At 57.8% G+C, this 18,104-nt stretch carries 12 protein-coding genes; 6 read left to right on the top strand and 6 right to left on the bottom strand.

Annotated elements, in window-relative coordinates:
- Positions 1–22 precede the first annotated feature (22 nt).
- A complete protein-coding gene (locus tag OZ656_RS08690; RefSeq protein ID WP_153741428.1) occupies positions 23–2,701 on the bottom strand; it encodes a PD40 domain-containing protein in 2,679 nt (892 codons plus the stop codon).
- Between the two features lie 201 nt (positions 2,702–2,902).
- On the opposite strand from OZ656_RS08690, the gene OZ656_RS08685 reads away from it, so the two are divergent.
- The 3 genes from OZ656_RS08685 (at position 2,903) to OZ656_RS08675 (ending at position 8,167) form a co-directional block, all read left to right on the top strand.
- Positions 2,903–4,096, top strand: coding sequence for a hypothetical protein (locus OZ656_RS08685; RefSeq protein ID WP_227548969.1), 1,194 nt, complete (start codon positions 2,903–2,905; stop codon positions 4,094–4,096).
- A gap of 3 nt (positions 4,097–4,099) precedes the next feature.
- Positions 4,100–6,592, top strand: coding sequence for a LamG domain-containing protein (locus tag OZ656_RS08680; protein ID WP_141066854.1), 2,493 nt, complete (start codon positions 4,100–4,102; stop codon positions 6,590–6,592).
- 120 nt (positions 6,593–6,712) lie between these two features.
- A complete protein-coding gene (locus OZ656_RS08675) occupies positions 6,713–8,167 on the top strand; it encodes a general secretion pathway protein GspF (protein ID WP_228198054.1) in 1,455 nt (484 codons plus the stop codon).
- A 20-nt stretch (positions 8,168–8,187) separates the two neighbouring features.
- Here the strand turns inward: OZ656_RS08675 and OZ656_RS08670 are convergent, their stop codons facing one another.
- Complete coding sequence (locus OZ656_RS08670) at positions 8,188–9,189, bottom strand: FAD:protein FMN transferase (RefSeq protein WP_278350917.1); 1,002 nt, start codon at positions 9,187–9,189, stop codon at positions 8,188–8,190.
- Positions 9,190–9,389: 200 nt separating this feature from the next.
- On the opposite strand from OZ656_RS08670, the gene OZ656_RS08665 reads away from it, so the two are divergent.
- Both OZ656_RS08665 and glpD read left to right on the top strand, forming a co-directional pair.
- Positions 9,390–10,640, top strand: coding sequence for a substrate-binding protein (locus OZ656_RS08665; RefSeq protein ID WP_011785305.1), 1,251 nt, complete (start codon positions 9,390–9,392; stop codon positions 10,638–10,640).
- A gap of 186 nt (positions 10,641–10,826) precedes the next feature.
- Entirely contained in the window at positions 10,827–12,266 is a 1,440-nt protein-coding gene (glpD, locus tag OZ656_RS08660; protein WP_379945209.1) for a glycerol-3-phosphate dehydrogenase, read from the top strand.
- Here the strand turns inward: glpD and OZ656_RS08655 are convergent.
- The 3 genes from OZ656_RS08655 to edd are packed head-to-tail and all read right to left on the bottom strand — an operon-like array spanning position 12,250 to position 15,625.
- The gene (locus OZ656_RS08655) at positions 12,250–12,846 is read right to left on the bottom strand and encodes a uracil-DNA glycosylase family protein (RefSeq protein WP_022991786.1); all 597 of its coding nucleotides are present in this window, start codon (positions 12,844–12,846) and stop codon (positions 12,250–12,252) included. The two genes, glpD and OZ656_RS08655, sit on opposite strands and share 17 nt — an antisense overlap.
- On the bottom strand, positions 12,843–13,808 hold the full coding sequence (gene glk / locus OZ656_RS08650; RefSeq protein WP_153741431.1) for a glucokinase: 966 nt from the start codon (positions 13,806–13,808) through the stop codon (positions 12,843–12,845). The genes OZ656_RS08655 and glk overlap by 4 nt, the downstream gene beginning before the upstream one ends.
- Complete coding sequence (gene edd, locus OZ656_RS08645) at positions 13,805–15,625, bottom strand: phosphogluconate dehydratase (RefSeq protein WP_031210482.1); 1,821 nt, start codon at positions 15,623–15,625, stop codon at positions 13,805–13,807. The genes glk and edd overlap by 4 nt, the downstream gene beginning before the upstream one ends.
- Before the next feature lie 275 nt (positions 15,626–15,900).
- Between edd and pyk the strand changes: the two genes are divergently transcribed.
- The gene (gene pyk / locus OZ656_RS08640) at positions 15,901–17,349 is read left to right on the top strand and encodes a pyruvate kinase (RefSeq protein WP_022991783.1); all 1,449 of its coding nucleotides are present in this window, start codon (positions 15,901–15,903) and stop codon (positions 17,347–17,349) included.
- 76 nt (positions 17,350–17,425) lie between these two features.
- Here the strand turns inward: pyk and OZ656_RS08635 are convergent, their stop codons facing one another.
- Positions 17,426–18,073, bottom strand: a complete 648-nt coding sequence (locus OZ656_RS08635) for a bifunctional 4-hydroxy-2-oxoglutarate aldolase/2-dehydro-3-deoxy-phosphogluconate aldolase (RefSeq protein ID WP_113879028.1) — start codon at positions 18,071–18,073, stop codon at positions 17,426–17,428.
- Positions 18,074–18,104 lie beyond the last annotated feature (31 nt).

Genomic DNA, 18,104 nt, shown 5'->3' with positions numbered 1-18,104 from the left:
GGCGCGAGCTTGAGTCCTTGGATCAGTCTTCCGGGGCATCGAAGGGGTTGTTGTAATACTGGCCACCAATATCCAGCCATTCTGAAATCAGCCTCAGTTCGGAAGGCTTCAGAAAACCTTCATGGCTGCCACCGGCTGCGAACACACCAAAGAATCGACTGAACCGAGCGCCATTGACAGACATGGATGGCCGAACCGGCACGGTGACCATGATCGGTTGCTCGTTCCCATCAGCATCAAGAATCGGATTGCCCTCTTCATCCCTTAGCACCTCCCCGGAATCCACCAGCACATCCACGAGGGCGCCGTTCATCAACTCCTGCTCGTTGTCCGGATAGAGGAGTTCGCGATAAGAATTGAAGTGCAGCGGCTCTGCAGGTGACGGGCCATCGCCCAGATCCAGCTGCCCGGCGGGCACCTGAGCAGCGCCTGCTGCATCAGCGGTAGTGTGGCAGCCGGTGCAGGTGGAATCAGAAATGACGTCCATGGTGACAGGGTCCACTTCCTGCCGGAGCTTACCCCAGAGTGGATGGATATGCTGTTCGTAGTTAATCACAATACGGCAGTTGGGCGACCACTCCCCAGCACAGACACCGGAAATGGGCGGAGCCGTGTCCAGGTCACCGTAAGCGTACGCGAAACTCGCGCCCAATGGCGCCACATTCGGGTCGGTCCATTCATCTTCGTACTCAAGATCCGGTGACGGTCGGCGAATGCCGTTGATGCGACCATAGACCTCGGCCATGGTTTCGCCCATGTCGGCAAACAGTGCAGGATTGGTGTTCAGAAAAGGCCGGCCAGTGGTTGGCGCCCCAGCCCAGGCGGGCGCGGGGCCGGCATCGGTGCGGCCATGAGGAGCGGAGCTATCCGGATCATGGCAACCTGAACACTCCCGGGTCTCGCCAGGGCGCACGGACAGCCAGTTCTCATGCCTTGGCCCGAGTCTTCGCCCCTGCCCGTCCAGCACGCTGATCGCAAAGGAAACATTGGCAGGGACCGCCACTTTCACCGAGCCATCCGGCTCAACCGGCACATAACCGAGGATCTCACGCATTAGCTGGCCACGGCTTCGCCCATAAGCGCTGTTGTCAAAATCCCGTACGTCGTCATCGGGTATCGCCACGGGCTTCTCTAGCCGCAGGAATCTTGCTGGCCGCTGCTCCGGGGGCGTTTGCACCGGATTGGCCATGGCGGGGATGCCGGCTGGCGTGGTGTCCGTGCCGTCCAGATCGTAAACACTGCGAATGTGCAGAATTCCGTAGCCGTCATCCGCCAATGCGCCAGCATCGCCGGGGAACTGGGCCTCTGGAATAAAACGTTCCAGAGGGCGACTTCGCATCAGCAAGGCCTCGTCAAACTGGACGCCTTCTACCGCAGTCACAATCGGACGGCGGGTGCTTTCAGCCGCATCCAGAAGCCAGAGCCCATACACCGGGGGGGCCGGACGATATTGGTCAGAAGCCAGTCGGTCTTCCGTACAATTTACAATGCGATCGGTCGCAACTTCCCGCAATCGGCAAGGAGTCCAACTGACAAGGTAACGGCCGGTGCCATCCAGTAGCGGCGACGCAAACCCGTAGCGCCCGTCAAGAGACAACTCTCCATTCAGGCGAATGCCCGGAATCAATGAGCGTTGTCCCACAGCCTCAGTGCCATCGACGCGAAGATTGGCCTCAACAAAGCGTTCAACATCAATTTCTGCCAGCACCGACGCATAGTCGTCGCTTTCAAAGGGGCGCAACTGGACCAGCAGGTTGCCTGAATCCAGTGCCTGAGGCCGCAGGAACTGGATGTCGCCGGCTTCCGGAATGGACTCATGGGAATGCCGGCCGTAAAGGTAGCTCAACCCGGTACCGTCAGGATTGATGCGATAAAGGTTCACACCATTGTTTCGAGTCTGACCGGCATTATCCCAACGACTGAAAATGATGGTGCCATCGCCCATAACCACGGGGTCCAGGTCATGGCTCTGGTTAAAGGTGATCTGCTCGATATTGCGGCCATCCTCATCCATGACATGAAGCAGAAACGCCGGACTGTCCAGTTCCTCGTCCAGGCCGGAATACTGAGGCTTGCCCTCATCCAGCAGAATCGCCTTGGATACGCGCTGGCGTGTGGATGAGAAAACAATCCGGCCGTCAGGCAGATAAGCCGGCGACACGTCCTGACCCGCGCGGGCGGTCACATCCGAATCAATAATACGGCGAAGCGATGCCGCGGTTCGATCGTATTCCCAGATATTCCAGGTGGGCTGTTCGTCATCGTCGGCACCCTCTATCTCTGGGGCACGCAGGGCAAAGAGTAACCGGTTTCCATCCTGGGACACGTGAAGATCTTTGACGTCGTAGACCCCCTGTCCAGGGGTACCACCAGATAAGGCAGCAGAGGATATATCCTTTGCCGAAGATCGTGCTGCGGCGCTGGACTTCAGCAAAAGGCGGGCGCCTGGCCTGAATTCTGCGGGGTTCGCAAGGTCATCCTCAACCAGCGATCCGGTGTTTTCATTGAATACAAGTTGCCGTTCTATGTAGGCAACCGGCTCCTCGACCACAACCGGATCAGCCTTCTGGCTGTCACCGCCAGACAGGCATCCTGTCAGCGACAGCGCACCGATACAGGCCAGCAACCGACCACGGTGATAGCGAGCAGAGAGAACCGATGACGTGACTTCCAATGTAACAAACCCTGTGGTGGATGACATTCCATGACATAAATTAAGTCGGTTCGAACCTGTCACTCCAAAGCTTTTACGTAACGCAATGTAATAACGTGGCCTGGGACTCAATTTTTAAGATATAGCAAGTCGTAAACTTTTAACAATTGTCAAAAAGCATTAATGTGCGGATGCTAACCATCATTGAGGGATACGGACATGACCGCCCGGAACAGGATGACAAGCCTGATGACCATGGCTTGCAGTATCATCGTTCTTTCAGGAATGGTGTCCAGCCTGGCTGAGGCAGGCGCCAGGGAACAGGCCAAACAGATACACGACCGTATTGCGGGCGTTCCGCCGTCCGAGAGCGTCCTGCAGTCGATGGCCGACCTGATACCTTCCAATCCCGAAGGCGCTGCGTTCATCGCCATGGAAGATCCGGCCTTTTACGATGTCACGCTTAAGAACTTTGCTGCGCCCTGGACCAACGAGGCCATGTCCAAGTTCGTGCCTCTCAACGATTACATTGCCACCGTTGTCGGCATGGTTCGGGACGACCAGGATTTTCGGAAGATCCTTTTTGAAGACGTGCTCTACATTGGCGATCCGTCTCTCGGTTTACCGCCCTACTCTGTGAGCAACAACAACCATTACTCAGAACTGGAATCCCGGGGCATCAGCCTGCGCGATAACCTGATTCGGGTCAGCCAGTCCAGCTACAACGGACTGCCATCTTCGGCCACGGCCGGCGTGATCACCTCCCGTGCCTCTGCCCGAGCATTCTTCAGCGCGGGCACCAACCGCGCCATGTTCCGGTTTACCCTGATCAACCACATGTGCAACGACCTGGAGCAGGTCGCTGACGTTACCCTGCCCACCGACCGTATTCGGCAGGATGTCTCTCGCAGCCCCGGCGGAGACAGCCGGGTTTTTCTCAATAACTGCGTAGGCTGCCACACCGGCATGGATCCGATGACACAGGCCTTTGCCTATTACGACTACCGGTATGACCAGAACAACGACCCCGACGGTGAATTGGGGCGGTTGGTCTACAACGCCGTCGGCACGACAGATCCGGTAACCGGCACCCGGGTTCAGAGCAAATATCACATCAATTCGGCGACGTTTGAGCAGGGTTATGTCACACCTGACGACCGCTGGGACAATTACTGGCGCCAGGGTGCCAATCGACGCCTTGGTTGGGATCCGACCTTGCCCGGCTCCGGCAACGGCGCCAAAAGCCTGGGTCGGGAATTCGCCCACTCCCAGGCCTTCGCCCAGTGTCAGGTGAAGAAAGTCTTCGAGAATGTATGCCTGCGCCCACCCTCGGACAGTGACGACCGGGCCAAGGTCAACAGTATGGTTGTCAGCTTCGCGAACCAGGGCTACAACCTGAAGCAGGTGTTCGCTGAATCCGCTGTTTACTGCATGGGGGAGTAACAGATGATGACACTGCGAACACACACACCGGCGCAAGCCCTGAAATCGGTACTCGTTGTTGTGGGAGCCACCCTGCTGCTGGCGGCCTGTGGCGGAGAGTCTACAGAATCTCTTCCCAACACCTCCGGCAACTCAGGCGGCATTGTCTACAGTGGTCCGGCTCCGGCAACCGAGGATGTGTCCAATTTCAAACGCAGCGTTTGGGACAATCTGGTTACCCAGGATAAATGCGGGTCCTGCCACGGGGCCGATGGTCAGTCGCCCACCTTTGTTAATGAGCAGGACGTCAACAGCGCCTATTCCCAGGCAAAGAAGATTGTAAATCTCTCGGATCCGTCTGACTCCCTGATGGTAACCAAAGTGGCAGATGGCCATAACTGCTGGTTATCCAGCAACTCTGCCTGCGCCGACATCCTGACAACCTACATCACAAACTGGGCAGGCGGTGGAGGTTCGGCCAAAACCGTCGAGTTACGTGCACCGGCCCTGAAAGATCCGGGGGCCACCATTTCTCTGCCGGCCGAGCCCGGCCTGTTCGCCACCACAGTGTATCCGGTGCTCGAACAGTACTGCAGCGAGTGCCATAGCGATGGTGGTCAGACACCCTATATTGCCAGTGCCGATGTAAACACCGCCTACGACCAGGCCCGAAGCCGCATTGATGCCACGGTGCCCGCGGACTCTCGCCTGGTACAGCGGCTGCGCTTTGACTTCCATAATTGCTGGGATAACGACTGCGTAGCCTCGGCCAACCTGATGGAAATGAAGATTCTGGAAATGGTCAAGGATCTGAGCGCAACGCCTGTCGACCCTGCTCTGGTGGTCAGCAAGGCGGTTGAGCTCAGTGCCGACGGCCTGCTGGCCAACTCCGGCGGTCGCTATGAAGACAATGTCATTGCCCTGTACGAATTCAAAGCGGGTGAAGGGCAAACTGCATTTGACACCAGCGGTATTGAGCCACCGCTCAATCTCACGCTCAGCGGCAACGTTGACTGGGTTGGCGGCTGGGGCATCGACCTTGGCCCCGCAGGAGAAAACAGCGAAGGATTTATGGTGCCTGCCGGCAAGGCCCAGGGCAGCACCTCGGCAAGCCGAAAACTCCATACCCAACTGACCACCTCCGGTGAATACAGCATCGAAGCCTGGGTAGCTCCCGGGAATATCACCCAGGAAGACGCCCGCATCGTCACCTATTCCGGCTCCGCGACCACACGCAATGTAACCCTGAGCCAGTCGCTCCAGCGTTACGAAGTACTGCATCGCTCCACCACCAGCGACGAGAACAGCGCCTTTGCGACTCAGGATGCCGATATGCTGTTGCAAGCAACCTTGCAGCATGTGGTGGTTAATTACAGCCCGACGACCGGTCGACAGATCTTTGTCAATGGCGAGTTTTCGGGCGACCTTGATCCCGACGAGGGCGGACTGCTGACCGAGTGGGACGACAGCTTTGCCCTGGTGCTGGGTAATGAAACCGACGGTAATTCCCCGTGGCAGGGGGCCATCCGTATGGTGGCCATTCACAACCGTGCATTGACACCCCAGCAGATTCAGGCCAACTTTGAAGTGGGTGTGGGCCAGAAGTTCTATCTGCTGTTCGGGGTCTCCCACCTGATTGACCTGCCACAGAGCTTTATCGTCTTTGAAGTCAGCCAGTTCGACAGCTACGCCTACCGATTCACCAGTCCGTTTTTCATCAGCCTGGATGACAGCGTCGAGCCCTCGAATATCCCGCTCAGGGGAATGCGTTTGGGCATCAACGGTAAAGAAGCCACTGTCGGGCAAGCCTGGGCCAACCTCGATGTCCTGCTCGATGCAGACCTCTACCAGCCAGGCATCGGCCAGCCACTGTCCCCTATGGGCACCATTATTGCGCTTGAAGGCGGCCCCGGAATTGACGAGTTCTTCCTGACCTTTGATCAGATTGGCAGCAACCAGTTTGCCCGGACCGAGCCCGCGCCCCTGCCGCAGCCCGAGCCGGCAGACCTTCCGGCGTCACCGGAAATCGGTCTGAAAACCTTTGATGAAATCAATGCCTCCATGGCCCGAATGACCGGCGTTGCCACCACGCATCCGGATGTAAGTGCCACCTACAATACCGTGAAGCAACAACTGCCCACGGTGGAGAATATTCAGGGTTTCCTGTCGTCGCACCAGATGGCTGTTACGCAATTGGCTATCCAGTATTGCGATGCGTTGATAGAGAACAACGAGCTCCGATCAACTATGTTCCCTGGCTTTAACTTTTCTGCTCCGGCCGAAAGCGCTTTTGATCATGGCGGCAACAGTTTGATTACAAGCTCCCTGATGACCCATTTCGTGGGAGATAATCTGGCTTCCCAACCGACCGACAATGAGATCCAGACAGAGCTGTATGCACTCATCAATAAGTTGAAAGCCTGTGGTGGTAATGCTTGTGAAGATGACCGCACCAAGACGATTGTCAAGGCAAGTTGTGCCGCTGTTCTTGGCAGCGCCACCACATTGGTTCAGTAAAGGAAGCCGATCATGTTTATACGCAAATCCCGGAAAAAACCTTTGGCAAACGGCAGCCCCCTCCTCCACCAGGATCATGGCAAGCCGCGGACCAGACGCGAGTTTATTTCCCAAGGACTGATGGCAGGTTCGGCCACCCTGTTTGGCGCCTCGGTCTTCAGCCTGTTCGCCAATCCACGTCAGGCAGCCGCAGCGCTGTCATCCGATCTCGAGAATCTGAAAGAAAGCTGCGGTATCGCCGTGTCCGGTGCCGGAAAGATACCCTTCATCTGCTTTGATCTGGCCGGCGGCGCCAACATCGCGGGCTCCAACGTACTCATGGGCAAAGCGGGTGGTCAGATGGACTTTCTAACCACTGCGGGATACAACAAACTCGGGCTTCCGGGTGACATGCTGCCTTCTGACCCAGCCTTCGTAAACGAGGAGCTTGGCCTGGCGTTTCATTCCGATAGTGGTTTTCTGAGAGGTATTATGCAAAGCACCAGTGCCAGCACACGCGCAGGCGTGGATGGCGCTATCATCGCCGCTCGCTCAGAAAACGATACTGGCAACAATCCACACAACCCGATGTATGGAATCTACAAAGCCGGCGCCAACGGAGAGTTACTTACGTTAATAGGCTCCCAGAGCTCGGAATCCGGGGGCAACTCCATGGCGCCGATGAACCTGATAGACCCCGAAGTGAGGCCCACCAAGGTAGACCGCCCATCTGATGCCTCGGGCCTGGTAGACGTAGGCGATTTGATCGGAATTCTTGATCCCTCCGATGCTGTGGCCGTCATGGAGTCTATCTACCAGATCAGCGACGCCAAAATGAAAAAAGTGAACGCTGGGATCACCACAGATGAGGTGGTCAAAAAGCTGGTGAAGTGCGGGTATCTCAAGAGTGCAGACCTCGCAGACCGTTATGGCAAAGAGGCAAACCCTCTTGATCCAATGGCCGATCCCGACATCGTTGGCCCGGCCGGTATTTTCTCAAGCTCGGAATTCAACGGGAATCGGGAATTCCAGAAAACAGCCTCTGTGATGAAACTGGTGCTTAACGGCTACGCTGGTGCAGGTACTATCACCATGGGTGGATACGACTACCACACTGGTGAGCGAGGCACGGGAGAGCGGCGGGACGAACAGGCAGGCCGCTGCATGGGGGCATGTCTCGAATACGCTGCACGAATTGGAACGCCGCTGATGCTGTATGTATTCAGCGACGGCTCGGTTTCCAGTAATGGTCGAATTGATGACTCCCTGGAAGGCAGAGGCAAAGGTGAATGGACTGGTGACAACCAACAAACGGCTGCCTCGTTCTTCCTCATCTACGATCCAAAGGGCCGCCCTACCCCGATTAGAAGGCAAATCGGCTCCATGCGTCCAGATGCATCCGTTGACACAGGTTCCAGCCCGGCCGCCAACAACGTCAACCAGTTGGTTCAAACGGTGCTTTTGAACTACATGGCACTGCATGGCGAACAGGGTGATTTTGGCGCTCGCTTTACCGGCCACGGCCTGGGCAACAGCACCATGCAGGACAGTCTGATTGCGTTCTCCAATGTGGTCAACGGCACCATCAACGGCTGACAGCAGGGACGTTGCCTCTACTACGGCTCTGGGGGAACCAGCCCTTCTGACACATGCATCATGCGTTTGTCGTCGATCACAACCACTTCGATCGCCGGCAAGCGCTCCACCATCTTGAGGCCTTTCTCCGGGCCCAGAACAAAAACCGCGGTGGACAAGCCATCGGTGGTCAATGCATCGTCACCAATAATCGTAACGCTCTGTACTCCCTTCACCGAACGGCCAGTGCTCGGTGACAGTATGTGGTGTACGCGCTCACCGGCGTCATCAACAAAAAAGCGCTCGTAGTCGCCGGATGTGGATACCGCTACATCCGCCAACGGCAACACCACCGCGTTGTCATTGCCAGACCGGGGATCCCGGATACCCACATACCACGGGCGCCCCCGCTTGTCCCCCAGCAGACGCATATCACCGCCAGCACTCAACCGGGCGTGGCGTATGCCGTGGGCTTCCAGCACTTCAATACCCAGATCGACAGCGTAACCTTTAGCAATGCCGCCCAGGTCCACCAGCATTCCCGGCTGGCGAAACGCCACCGTTTGCCCGGATACATCCAATACGACATCGCGGAAGTTTACCCGCGTGAGCCCGGTCGCTACCTGTTCATCCGTTGGCTGCTTGCCGGCCCGAAAGTCATAGAGGTAACCCACCGAGCCAAAGGTGACATCGAATGCCCCCTCACTCAGCTCGGACACCTCACGGGCTTTCTGAAGCACCTTAAACAGACCATCACTGACGTTAACCGGGCCTTTTCCAGCCTCCCGGTTCAGCGCTGATAATTCAGAATCTGCCCGGTACCGGCTCATTTGGATATCAACACGGTGAAATACATCGAATACCTCACGGGCCACCACATCGGCGGTCACGCTTTCATCAGCCCAGAACTCAAGCTCAACGGGCGTTGTCATTGCCGTGTCGGAGTATCGGTGCCACTCGGCACTGGCCGGAAGCGCCACCAGCAAAGCGAGCAATGCCATGAGCACCACCGACAGGCTTTCAGTCGAGCGCGAATAGGTCATTCTTCTCAATGTTTCCCTGCCTTATAGCAACGGTTGTGTGATCGACCGCTCGTCCTACAAATTGTTACCGGAACTTCAACTTTAGTCCCATTGTTGGCCGGACAGTATCGGCTGACACTTGAGTTGCCCAATAAACAATCAAAATAACTGTTTGCAACGCAGCCATACCCGCTGTGCTGCCGTTACGGAGGCCAACGTAAATGAGACCAAGGAACGCGCTGATCTTTGCGACTGTCCTGCTATTATCCAGCACGACCGTCCTCGCCGATACCCTCAAGATAGGTTTGAATTACCCCCAGACCGGAAGATACAAGGACCAGGGCCTTCAACAACGGCTTGGCGCCTATCTGGCGGTAGATGAAATCAACCAGGCAGGCGGTGTTATGGGCCAGCCCCTCGAACTGGTGATTCGCAATACCCGTGGAGAACCAGACCAGGGCGCCAGGAATACCGCCGAACTGATTGACCGCGAGGGCGCGCAGATGGTTTTCGGTGGCGTCTCCAGCGCCGTCGCTATTGCTTCCGGCAAAGCCGCCAGGGATCGTAACCGAATCTACTTCGGCACCCTGACCTACTCCAATGCCACCACCGGCGCCGAGGGGCATCGATATATGTTCCGGGAGCCCTACAACGCCTGGATGACGGCCAAGGCACTGAGCCAGTATCTCAATCGTAACCACGCCGACCAGAAGTTTTTCTACATCACCTCAGACTACACCTGGGGATGGTCCGTGGAAGAATCGGTACGAAAGTTTTCCAACACCGAAAACACCGACGTGCACCAGGGTGTAAAAACCCCCTTCCCCCGGGCGCTGATCAATGATTTCCGCGCAGCGCTGGAACAGGCCCAGGAGAGCGATGCCAAAGTATTGATGATGGTATTGTTCGGCGATGACATGGTCCGGGCTCTGAACCTGGCCTATGAAATGGGTTTGACGGAAAAAATGCAGATCGTTGTGCCCAACCTGACACTGGGGATGGTCAGACAGGTTGGCCCGACCATCATGGAAGGTGTTGTTGGTGCCGCCCCCTGGGTCTGGAACCTGCCCTACGAGAACAACTACCAGCGCGGTAAAGACTTTGTTGAGGCCTTCTCAGACCGCTATGAAATGCGCCCTTCATCATCCGCGGCCTCGGCCTACAGCATTGTTTACCAGTACAAGGATGCTGTCGAACGGGCCGGCAGCACCAACACAGACGCCGTTATCCGGGCCCTTGAGGGGCATCGCTACAGCTTCCTGAAAGATGAACAGTACTGGCGCGAGTTCGACCACCAGAATGTCCAGACCGTCTACGTGGTCCGGATCAAACCTCGTGAAACCGTGGTGGCAGACCAGTTCAGCTCTGATTACTTCGAGATCATCGACTTCCTGCCCGGTGATGAAGCCGCACAAACCCGCGAAGAGTGGGAGCAACGCCGCAAAGAGGCAGGTAAGCCCACCCGCCTGTGACAGGGTCGCTTTACCGGACCAGGCAGTTTCCTGATAATCGTTCCATGACAGGCGTTATGTGCGATTATCAGGAGCACTCAGGCAGTGGCAAATAACAAAGGACTGGTTTCAGGCAACTCTCACACTCCCCCCACGCAATGCGATGTTCTGGTGGTCGGGGGCGGCGTAAACGGCACCGGAATTGCCATGGACGCCGCAGGCCGGGGGCTTCGGGTTGTTCTGTGTGAGATGAACGATCTTGCCTCTGCCACTTCGTCCAGCAGCAGCAAACTTATCCACGGCGGTCTGCGCTATCTTGAGCATTACGAATTCCGGCTGGTCAGGGAAGCACTCGGTGAACGGGAGGCCCTGCTACGAAACGCCCCCCACATCATGTGGCCGATGCGTTTTCGCCTGCCCCATCAGCCCCACCTGCGACCAGCGTGGATGATCCGTACCGGCCTTTTCCTCTACGATCATCTGGCCAAGCGCGAACTGCTGCCCGGCTCCCGGTCTATTACCTTTGGCCCGGACTCGCCCCTGAAACCAGACATCAGCCGTGGATTCGAGTATTCGGATGGCTGGGTTGACGATGCCCGGCTGGTGGTACTGTCTGCTCGCAAGGCCGCTGAAAAAGGCGCAACCGTATTGACCCGCACCCGCTGTAGCCGCGCCGAGCGCCGTAACGGGCAATGGCACGCCACCCTGGACGATCACCACCGGGACAAGCAGTACAACATCCGCGCCAAGGTGGTCGTTAACGCCACCGGCCCCTGGGTCAGCAGCCTGTTCGGTGAAAGCCTGTCTATGCCAGCTCCCAAGCAGATCCGCATGGTCAAGGGCAGCCACATCGTCGTACCCAGGCTCAACCAGGATACCGAAGCCTATATTCTTCAGAATCAGGACGAGCGCATTGTTTTCGTGATCCCCTACGAGGACCGCTTCTCCCTGATCGGCACCACCGATGTCGATTACGTGGGCGATCCGTCGCAGGCGCGGATTTCCCCAGAGGAAACCGACTATCTGCTGTCGATCGTCAACCAGTATTTCCGCCGGCAACTGTCCGCCAACGATGTAGTCTGGAGTTACTCCGGTGTTCGGCCGCTGATGGACGACGAGGGTGGCACCGCACAGTCTGCCTCTCGCGACTACTCATTCGAGGTTGATGATGAGGACTCGCTGCCCCCTTTGATCTCGGTATTCGGGGGCAAGATCACCACCTACCGGAAGCTCGCCGAAGCTGTGACCGATCAGGTCAGTCGCTATTTTCCCGGTGCCGGCCGGTCCTGGACCCGAACGGCCGTGCTGCCCGGCGGCGACTTCAACACTCAGGAGCAGCTGGCCACCGAACTCGCGGCCGATTTCCCCTGGCTGGACGATGCTGTAATCCATCGGTTTGTGCGAAGCTATGGCACCAGCAGCTACCAGATTCTGGAAGGCTGTCAGAACATGGCCGATCTCGGCCACTGGTTTACCGATACCCTGTCTCGTCGCGAGGTGGATTATCTGATGACCCACGAATGGGCGATCACACCAGAGGACCTGCTCTGGCGGCGAACCAAACAGGGCCTGTACATTAACCCGGAACAATACAGCGAGCTATCTGAGTATATGAACCGGAGTGGCCAGGTCAGTTCAGAATGCTAGCAACTCTGGCCTGAATGGCCGGCACCACTTCCGCTTCAAACCAGGGATTCTTTCGCAACCAGAGGTTATTGCGGGGGCTGGGATGGGGCATCGGAATGACATCAGGCCAGAATTGTTGCCACTGCCGCACATTCTCGGTAACCGCGCGCCTTGCGCCGGGAATATGCCAGGCATGAGCATATTGACCGATCAGCAAGGTCAGGCGAATCTCCGGCAAGCGGTCGAGCAACGCCCGGCGCCAGGCCGGAGCGCACTCGGGGCGTGGAGGAAGATCTCCGGATTTACCGGTGCCCGGATAACAGAATCCCATGGGCAGGATGGCGAGTTTCTGTTCATCGTAAAAGGTGTCGCGGGTAATGCCCATCCATTGGCGCAGCCGGTCGCCACTGGGATCGTTAAACGGCAGACCGGTTTCGTGTACCCGTCGACCCGGCGCCTGCCCGACCACAAGAATGCGGGAGGATTCACTAAGCTGAATGACCGGCCTCGGCTCGTGGGGCAGATCGCCTGCACAAATCTGACAGGCCCGAACACGCCGAACCAGCTCATCAAAGGACAGGTTTATCAAAGAATCGGTCATACCTCAGAATTTCCTAACGCTTCGGCAGCTCCCAGTAAACCGGTATAGGGCTCCGTCACCACGTAAACCGGTGTAAATTCCATTAGCGGACGCATCCGCCCCTTGGCTACAAAGGCTTCACGGAACGGGCTCCCAAGAAAAAAGTCGAGAAACCCTGGCAGCATACCGCCACACAGGTACACGCCGCCCAGACTCCCCAGCGTCAGCGCCGAATTGCCTGCGGTTCGCCCAAGCATTTCGCAGAAATGCCGAAGGACTTCCCCGGCCAAGGCATCGGAGGCGTCCACAGCGGCGGCTGTGATCTTCTCCGGAGCATCGAGCGGGGCCGCCACGCCACGGATTTCGGCATGCGCCTGATACAGGTTCAGCAAACCCTGGCCGCACAGAATCCGCTCGACCGACACCCGCCCAAACCTGGCCCGAAGAAGGCGCAACACCTCCATTTCCGTGTCATCGGTGGGGGCAAAATCCACATGGCCCCCTTCAGTCACCAAAGGCACCCAGCCATTTCGAATCGGAACCAGACCGGAAACGCCCAGGCCCGTTCCCGGACCCATCACCAGTTTCGGCCGGCCAGGGTCTCCCGGGCCGCCACAAACGTGCACCAGATTGGCGTCCGGTACATGGGGCACGCCCAGCGCCATGGCGGTAAAATCATTGATGACCTTGAAGGCCGACCAGCCAAAGACCTGTCGCACCGCCTCAATGTCAAAGCGCCAGTGATTGTTGGTCATTGTCACCCGGGTACCGCGCAAGGGGGAGGCCACGGCCAGACAGGCCTGCCTGACCGACGCCACACCTACACGTTCCAGATAGGTGACCACCGCCTGATCCAGATTCTCGTAGTCACGGCAGGGCAAAACTTCAATAGCTTCTGGTTCTATACTGCCCTGCCCCACCAGAGCAAAGCGTGCATTGGTTCCCCCAATGTCCCCCACCAGAGAATAGTGTTCTGCTGTCATGCCTCGTGGTTCCAGAAAAAACTGGCACCTTGTTCAGGGTTGCTTGCCGAACGACGGAACCAACCAAACAGCTCCCGCCCGTAGCCCGTATGATAGCCGGACAAATCCGTCGTTGCAGGCCTGCGGGCGGCCAGCACGTCATCCTCTACCCTGATGCTGAGGGTTCCGTTGCGGGCGTCCAGGACAACGGTATCCCCGTCTTCAACTCGGGCCAAAGGTCCGCCATCTAACGCTTCGGGGTATACGTGGATGGCGGCAGGCACTTTCCCGGAAGCGCCAGACATCCGGCCATCCGTCACCAGGCCCACTTTGTAGCCCCTGTCCTGCAACACCCCCAGATAAGGGGTGAGTTTGTGTAGCTCCGGCATACCATTGGCACGGGGACCTTGAAATCGCACAACCACAACGCAATCCCGATTCAGCTCTCCGGCCTCGAAGGCCGCCTTGAGCTCGTTCTGATCGTTGAATACCACGGCCGGGGCCTCAATGGTATGGTGCTCAGGCGCGACTGCCGAGACCTTGATCACGCCCCTGCCCAGATTGCCCTCCAGCACCCTGAGCCCACCATCCGGCGCAAAAGGCTGGGCCACACCACGGAGTACCTCCGGCATGGCACTTTGCTCAGCTGCAGGCTTCCAGGCGGGCTTACCATCGTCGAGTTCCGGCATGCGGGCGTACTGCTCCAGGCCTGGGCCCATCACTGTGTGCACGTCGTTATGCAGGTATCCGCCAGCAAGCAGTTCGCGGATCAGGAACGGCGTACCACCCGCCTCGTGGAAGGCATTCACATCCTCCTGGCCATTGGGATAGATACGGGTCAACGAGGGCACAACCGCAGAAAGCTCGGCATAGTCATTCCAGTCAATGATGATGCCGGCAGCGCGGGCGATGGCTATCCAGTGAATGGTGTGGTTGGTTGAGCCGCCCGTTACCAGCAGGGCGACCAGAGCATTGACGATGCTCTTTTCGTCTACCATATCGCCCAGCCCCAGATCTCCACCGTTAGGTTTCGATAACCGGATAACCTGTTCCGTCGCTGCCCTGGTCAGCGCATCACGCAGCGGTGTGCCTGGATTCACAAAGGCGGCACCCGGCAAGTGCAGCCCCATCACCTCAACCAACAGCTGGTTGCTGTTGGCGGTGCCATAAAAGGTACAGGTACCGGGACTGTGGTATGACTTGCTCTCGGCTTCCAGCAACTCCTCTTTGCCAATCCTGCCTTCAGCATAGAGCTGACGGATGCGCTGCTTCTCTTTGTTGGGCAATCCGGACGGCATGGGGCCGGCGGGTACCAGTATGGTCGGCAGATAGCCAAAACTCAGCGATCCGATGAGCAGCCCCGGAACAATCTTGTCGCAGATCCCCAACAACAGCGTGGCATCAAACATGTTGTGGCTGAGAGCAACCGCCGTGCTCATGGCGATCGTGTCCCGGGAGAACAGGCTGAGCTCCATGCCAGGCTGCCCCTGGGTCACGCCATCACACATGGCGGGTGTGCCCCCGGCAACCTGGGCCACCGACCCCATACCATGGGCCGCCTCGCGGATGATATCGGGGAACTGTTGGTAGGGTTGATGAGCCGAAAGCATATCGTTGTAGGCCGTTACGATTGCCACGTTGGCCTTGTTCATCAACTTGAGCGTGTTCTTATCCGCCTGATTACAGGCGGCAAAGCCGTGGGCAAGGTTGCCACAGGACAGCGTGCCCCGTTGGGGGGAGTTCTTTTTCAGCGCCGCCATACGACAGAGGTACTCTTGCCGCGTGGCTTGACTTCGGGCCACAATTCTCTGAGTAACCTTCACTATGGTTGGATGCATCCTGCAGCCTCCTCTACGGATTCACTCGAACATAGAACAAAGAATAGTAAAAAACGCTTCAAAACATAGACACAGCAAAAAATTATCGCCATTATTTTGGTAACTTTACTACATATCACGAAAGCAGGCATCGGGAGCCCTCGAACATCTAGCGAGGTGAAACCGTGTCACAGAAGGGTCATCAGTAGTTCATATACTGGCACCCGTTTTCATTGACCGCCGGCACTGTCGACTCTTCGACCATACCGGCGAACCCGGAATAAGGACACCCACATATGCTCAGGCGCACGAAAATTGTCGCCACGCTCGGCCCCGCCACAGACACACCGGAGTCACTTGCCGCCATCATCAAGGCTGGCGTTGACGTGACTCGCCTGAATTTTTCCCATGGCAGCGCCGAAGAGCACATGGCCCGGGCCCGCCAGGTTCGTGAAGCCGCTGCAGCACAGAGCCGCTTTGTTGCCCTTCTCGCCGACCTTCAGGGTCCCAAGCTGCGCATCGCGCGGTTCACCGATAACAAGGTATTCCTGGAAGCCGGGCAAACCTTCGTTCTCGACGCCAGCATGGACAAGGACGCCGGCACAGCCGAGCGGGTGGGCATCGACTACGAGCAACTGATTGAAGACGTTGCCCCCGGCGACATTCTGGTGCTCGACGACGGCCGCATCGAAATGGAAGTGATGTCGGTAGACGAGCACAGCATTACCTCCAAGGTACTGATTGGCGGTCCATTATCCAACAACAAGGGCCTGAACAAGCGAGGCGGAGGACTGTCTGCCGAAGCTCTGACCGAGAAAGACAAGCAGGACATTGTTACCGCCGCAAAACTTGACGCGGATTATGTCGCCGTCTCATTCGTGCGCACCGCCGAAGATATGCACATCGCGCGCAGACTGCTGAGCGAGGCCGGCTCTGAGGCGGGCCTGGTCGCCAAAATTGAGCGGGCGGAGCTGGCACACGACGACCAGGCCCTGGATGAGGTCATCCTCGCCTCAGACGCCGTCATGGTCGCCCGGGGCGACCTGGCGGTTGAGATTGGCGATGCCGAACTGGTAGCAGTTCAGAAGCACATCATTGCCCGCGCCCGGGTTCTGAACCGGGCGGTCATCACCGCAACCCAGATGATGGAATCGATGATCACCAACCCGATGCCCACCCGGGCCGAGGTGTCCGACGTCGCGAATGCCGTAATGGACTACACCGACGCGGTCATGCTGTCGGCCGAAACCGCAGTAGGTGACTATCCGAAAGAAGCGGTAGAGGCCATGGTCCGCATCTGCCTGGGGGCCGAACGGCATCCCTCCATGCACCAGTCCAAACACCGGATTCACGAGAGCATGGAGCGGGTCGACGAAGCCATCGCTTTGTCTGCCATGTACGCCGCCAACCACCTGCAGGGTGTGCGTGCCATCATCTGCATGACTGAGACAGGCGCTACCCCCAGACTGATGTCACGCATCAAGTCCAGCCTGCCGATCTTTGCCCTGTCGCGCCATCACTCCACCCAGCACCGGGTGGTTCTTTTCCGCGGCGTGCAGACCATACCCTTCGATTCGGCCCGGATTGCCAATGAGCAGACCAATGCTGAGGCCGTGGAACAACTGCGCAGACGCGGCGTAGTCGGCGAAGGTGATCTGGTGGTGATTACCAAGGGGGATTACGTCAACGCTCAGGGCGGCACCAACACTATGAAAATCGTGCGCGTTGGCAGCGATATCCGCTAGCCGCCGGGCAGCGCCTGGCACAGCCTTCGGCCGGACACACAAAACCCACCACGACGGTGGGTTTTATGTGTCCGGTTTAAAGGTCGCCCAGACTTCCCCTGGCAATTTCCGACACTGCCGGCCAGTCTTTACCGGCAATGGCCTCCGCCGGCGTGAGCCAGGACCCACCAACAGCACAGACATTCGGTAACGCCAGATAATCTCTGGCTGTCTGGCGGCTAATGCCACCAGTCGGACAAAAGACGACATCGGGAAATGGCCCGCTGAAGGCCTTAAGCGCAGGGATACCCCCTGCCACTTCCGCCGGGAAAAACTTGAACTCCCGATAGCCCAACGCATACCCCATCATCAGCTCGGACACCGTCGAAACCCCTGGCAACAGCGGTGCCTCGGAGGTAACACCGAACTCCAGAATGGCCTCAGTAATCCCGGGGGTAATCACAAACTGCGCACCAGCAGACTCCACCTGTCGATACTGGGCGATACTGGTAACCGTTCCTGCACCAACCCAGGCTTCGGGAATGGCTTTCCTGACCTTTTCAATGGCACGCACTCCATGCTCGGTGCGCAAGGTAATTTCAAGTACCCGGATACCTCCATCTACCAGCGCACGGCACAGCGGGATGGCATCGTCCGGGTCTTTGATCGCAATCACAGGCACCAGAGGCGAGGCTGCCAGAACGGCCTGCACCCGCTCGCGATGATAGTCCGACAATTGATTCATGGTGATCTCCTAAAGCAGTTAGCGGCGGTGA

The organism is Marinobacter sp. LM1 (assembly GCF_042763285.1).
In the GTDB taxonomy this organism is placed as follows: Bacteria; Pseudomonadota; Gammaproteobacteria; order Pseudomonadales; family Oleiphilaceae; genus Marinobacter; species Marinobacter nauticus.
Note: the sequence above shows the minus strand (reverse complement) of the source record. Positions and strands in the feature narration are given on the sequence as shown.

Coding starts and splice junctions, on each gene's coding strand:
- glk (WP_153741431.1), bottom strand. CDS start 13,808: ATGACAGCAGAACACTATTCTCTGGTGGGGGACATTGGGGGAACCAAT.
- OZ656_RS08670 (WP_278350917.1), bottom strand. CDS start 9,189: ATGACCTATTCGCGCTCGACTGAAAGCCTGTCGGTGGTGCTCATGGCA.
- OZ656_RS08675 (WP_228198054.1), top strand. CDS start 6,713: ATGGCAGGTTCGGCCACCCTGTTTGGCGCCTCGGTCTTCAGCCTGTTC.
- edd (WP_031210482.1), bottom strand. CDS start 15,625: ATGCATCCAACCATAGTGAAGGTTACTCAGAGAATTGTGGCCCGAAGT.
- OZ656_RS08655 (WP_022991786.1), bottom strand. CDS start 12,846: ATGACCGATTCTTTGATAAACCTGTCCTTTGATGAGCTGGTTCGGCGT.
- pyk (WP_022991783.1), top strand. CDS start 15,901: ATGCTCAGGCGCACGAAAATTGTCGCCACGCTCGGCCCCGCCACAGAC.
- OZ656_RS08690 (WP_153741428.1), bottom strand. CDS start 2,701: ATGTCATCCACCACAGGGTTTGTTACATTGGAAGTCACGTCATCGGTT.
- OZ656_RS08665 (WP_011785305.1), top strand. CDS start 9,390: ATGAGACCAAGGAACGCGCTGATCTTTGCGACTGTCCTGCTATTATCC.
- OZ656_RS08635 (WP_113879028.1), bottom strand. CDS start 18,073: ATGAATCAATTGTCGGACTATCATCGCGAGCGGGTGCAGGCCGTTCTG.
- glpD (WP_379945209.1), top strand. CDS start 10,827: ATGGACGCCGCAGGCCGGGGGCTTCGGGTTGTTCTGTGTGAGATGAAC.
- OZ656_RS08685 (WP_227548969.1), top strand. CDS start 2,903: ATGACCATGGCTTGCAGTATCATCGTTCTTTCAGGAATGGTGTCCAGC.
- OZ656_RS08680 (WP_141066854.1), top strand. CDS start 4,100: ATGATGACACTGCGAACACACACACCGGCGCAAGCCCTGAAATCGGTA.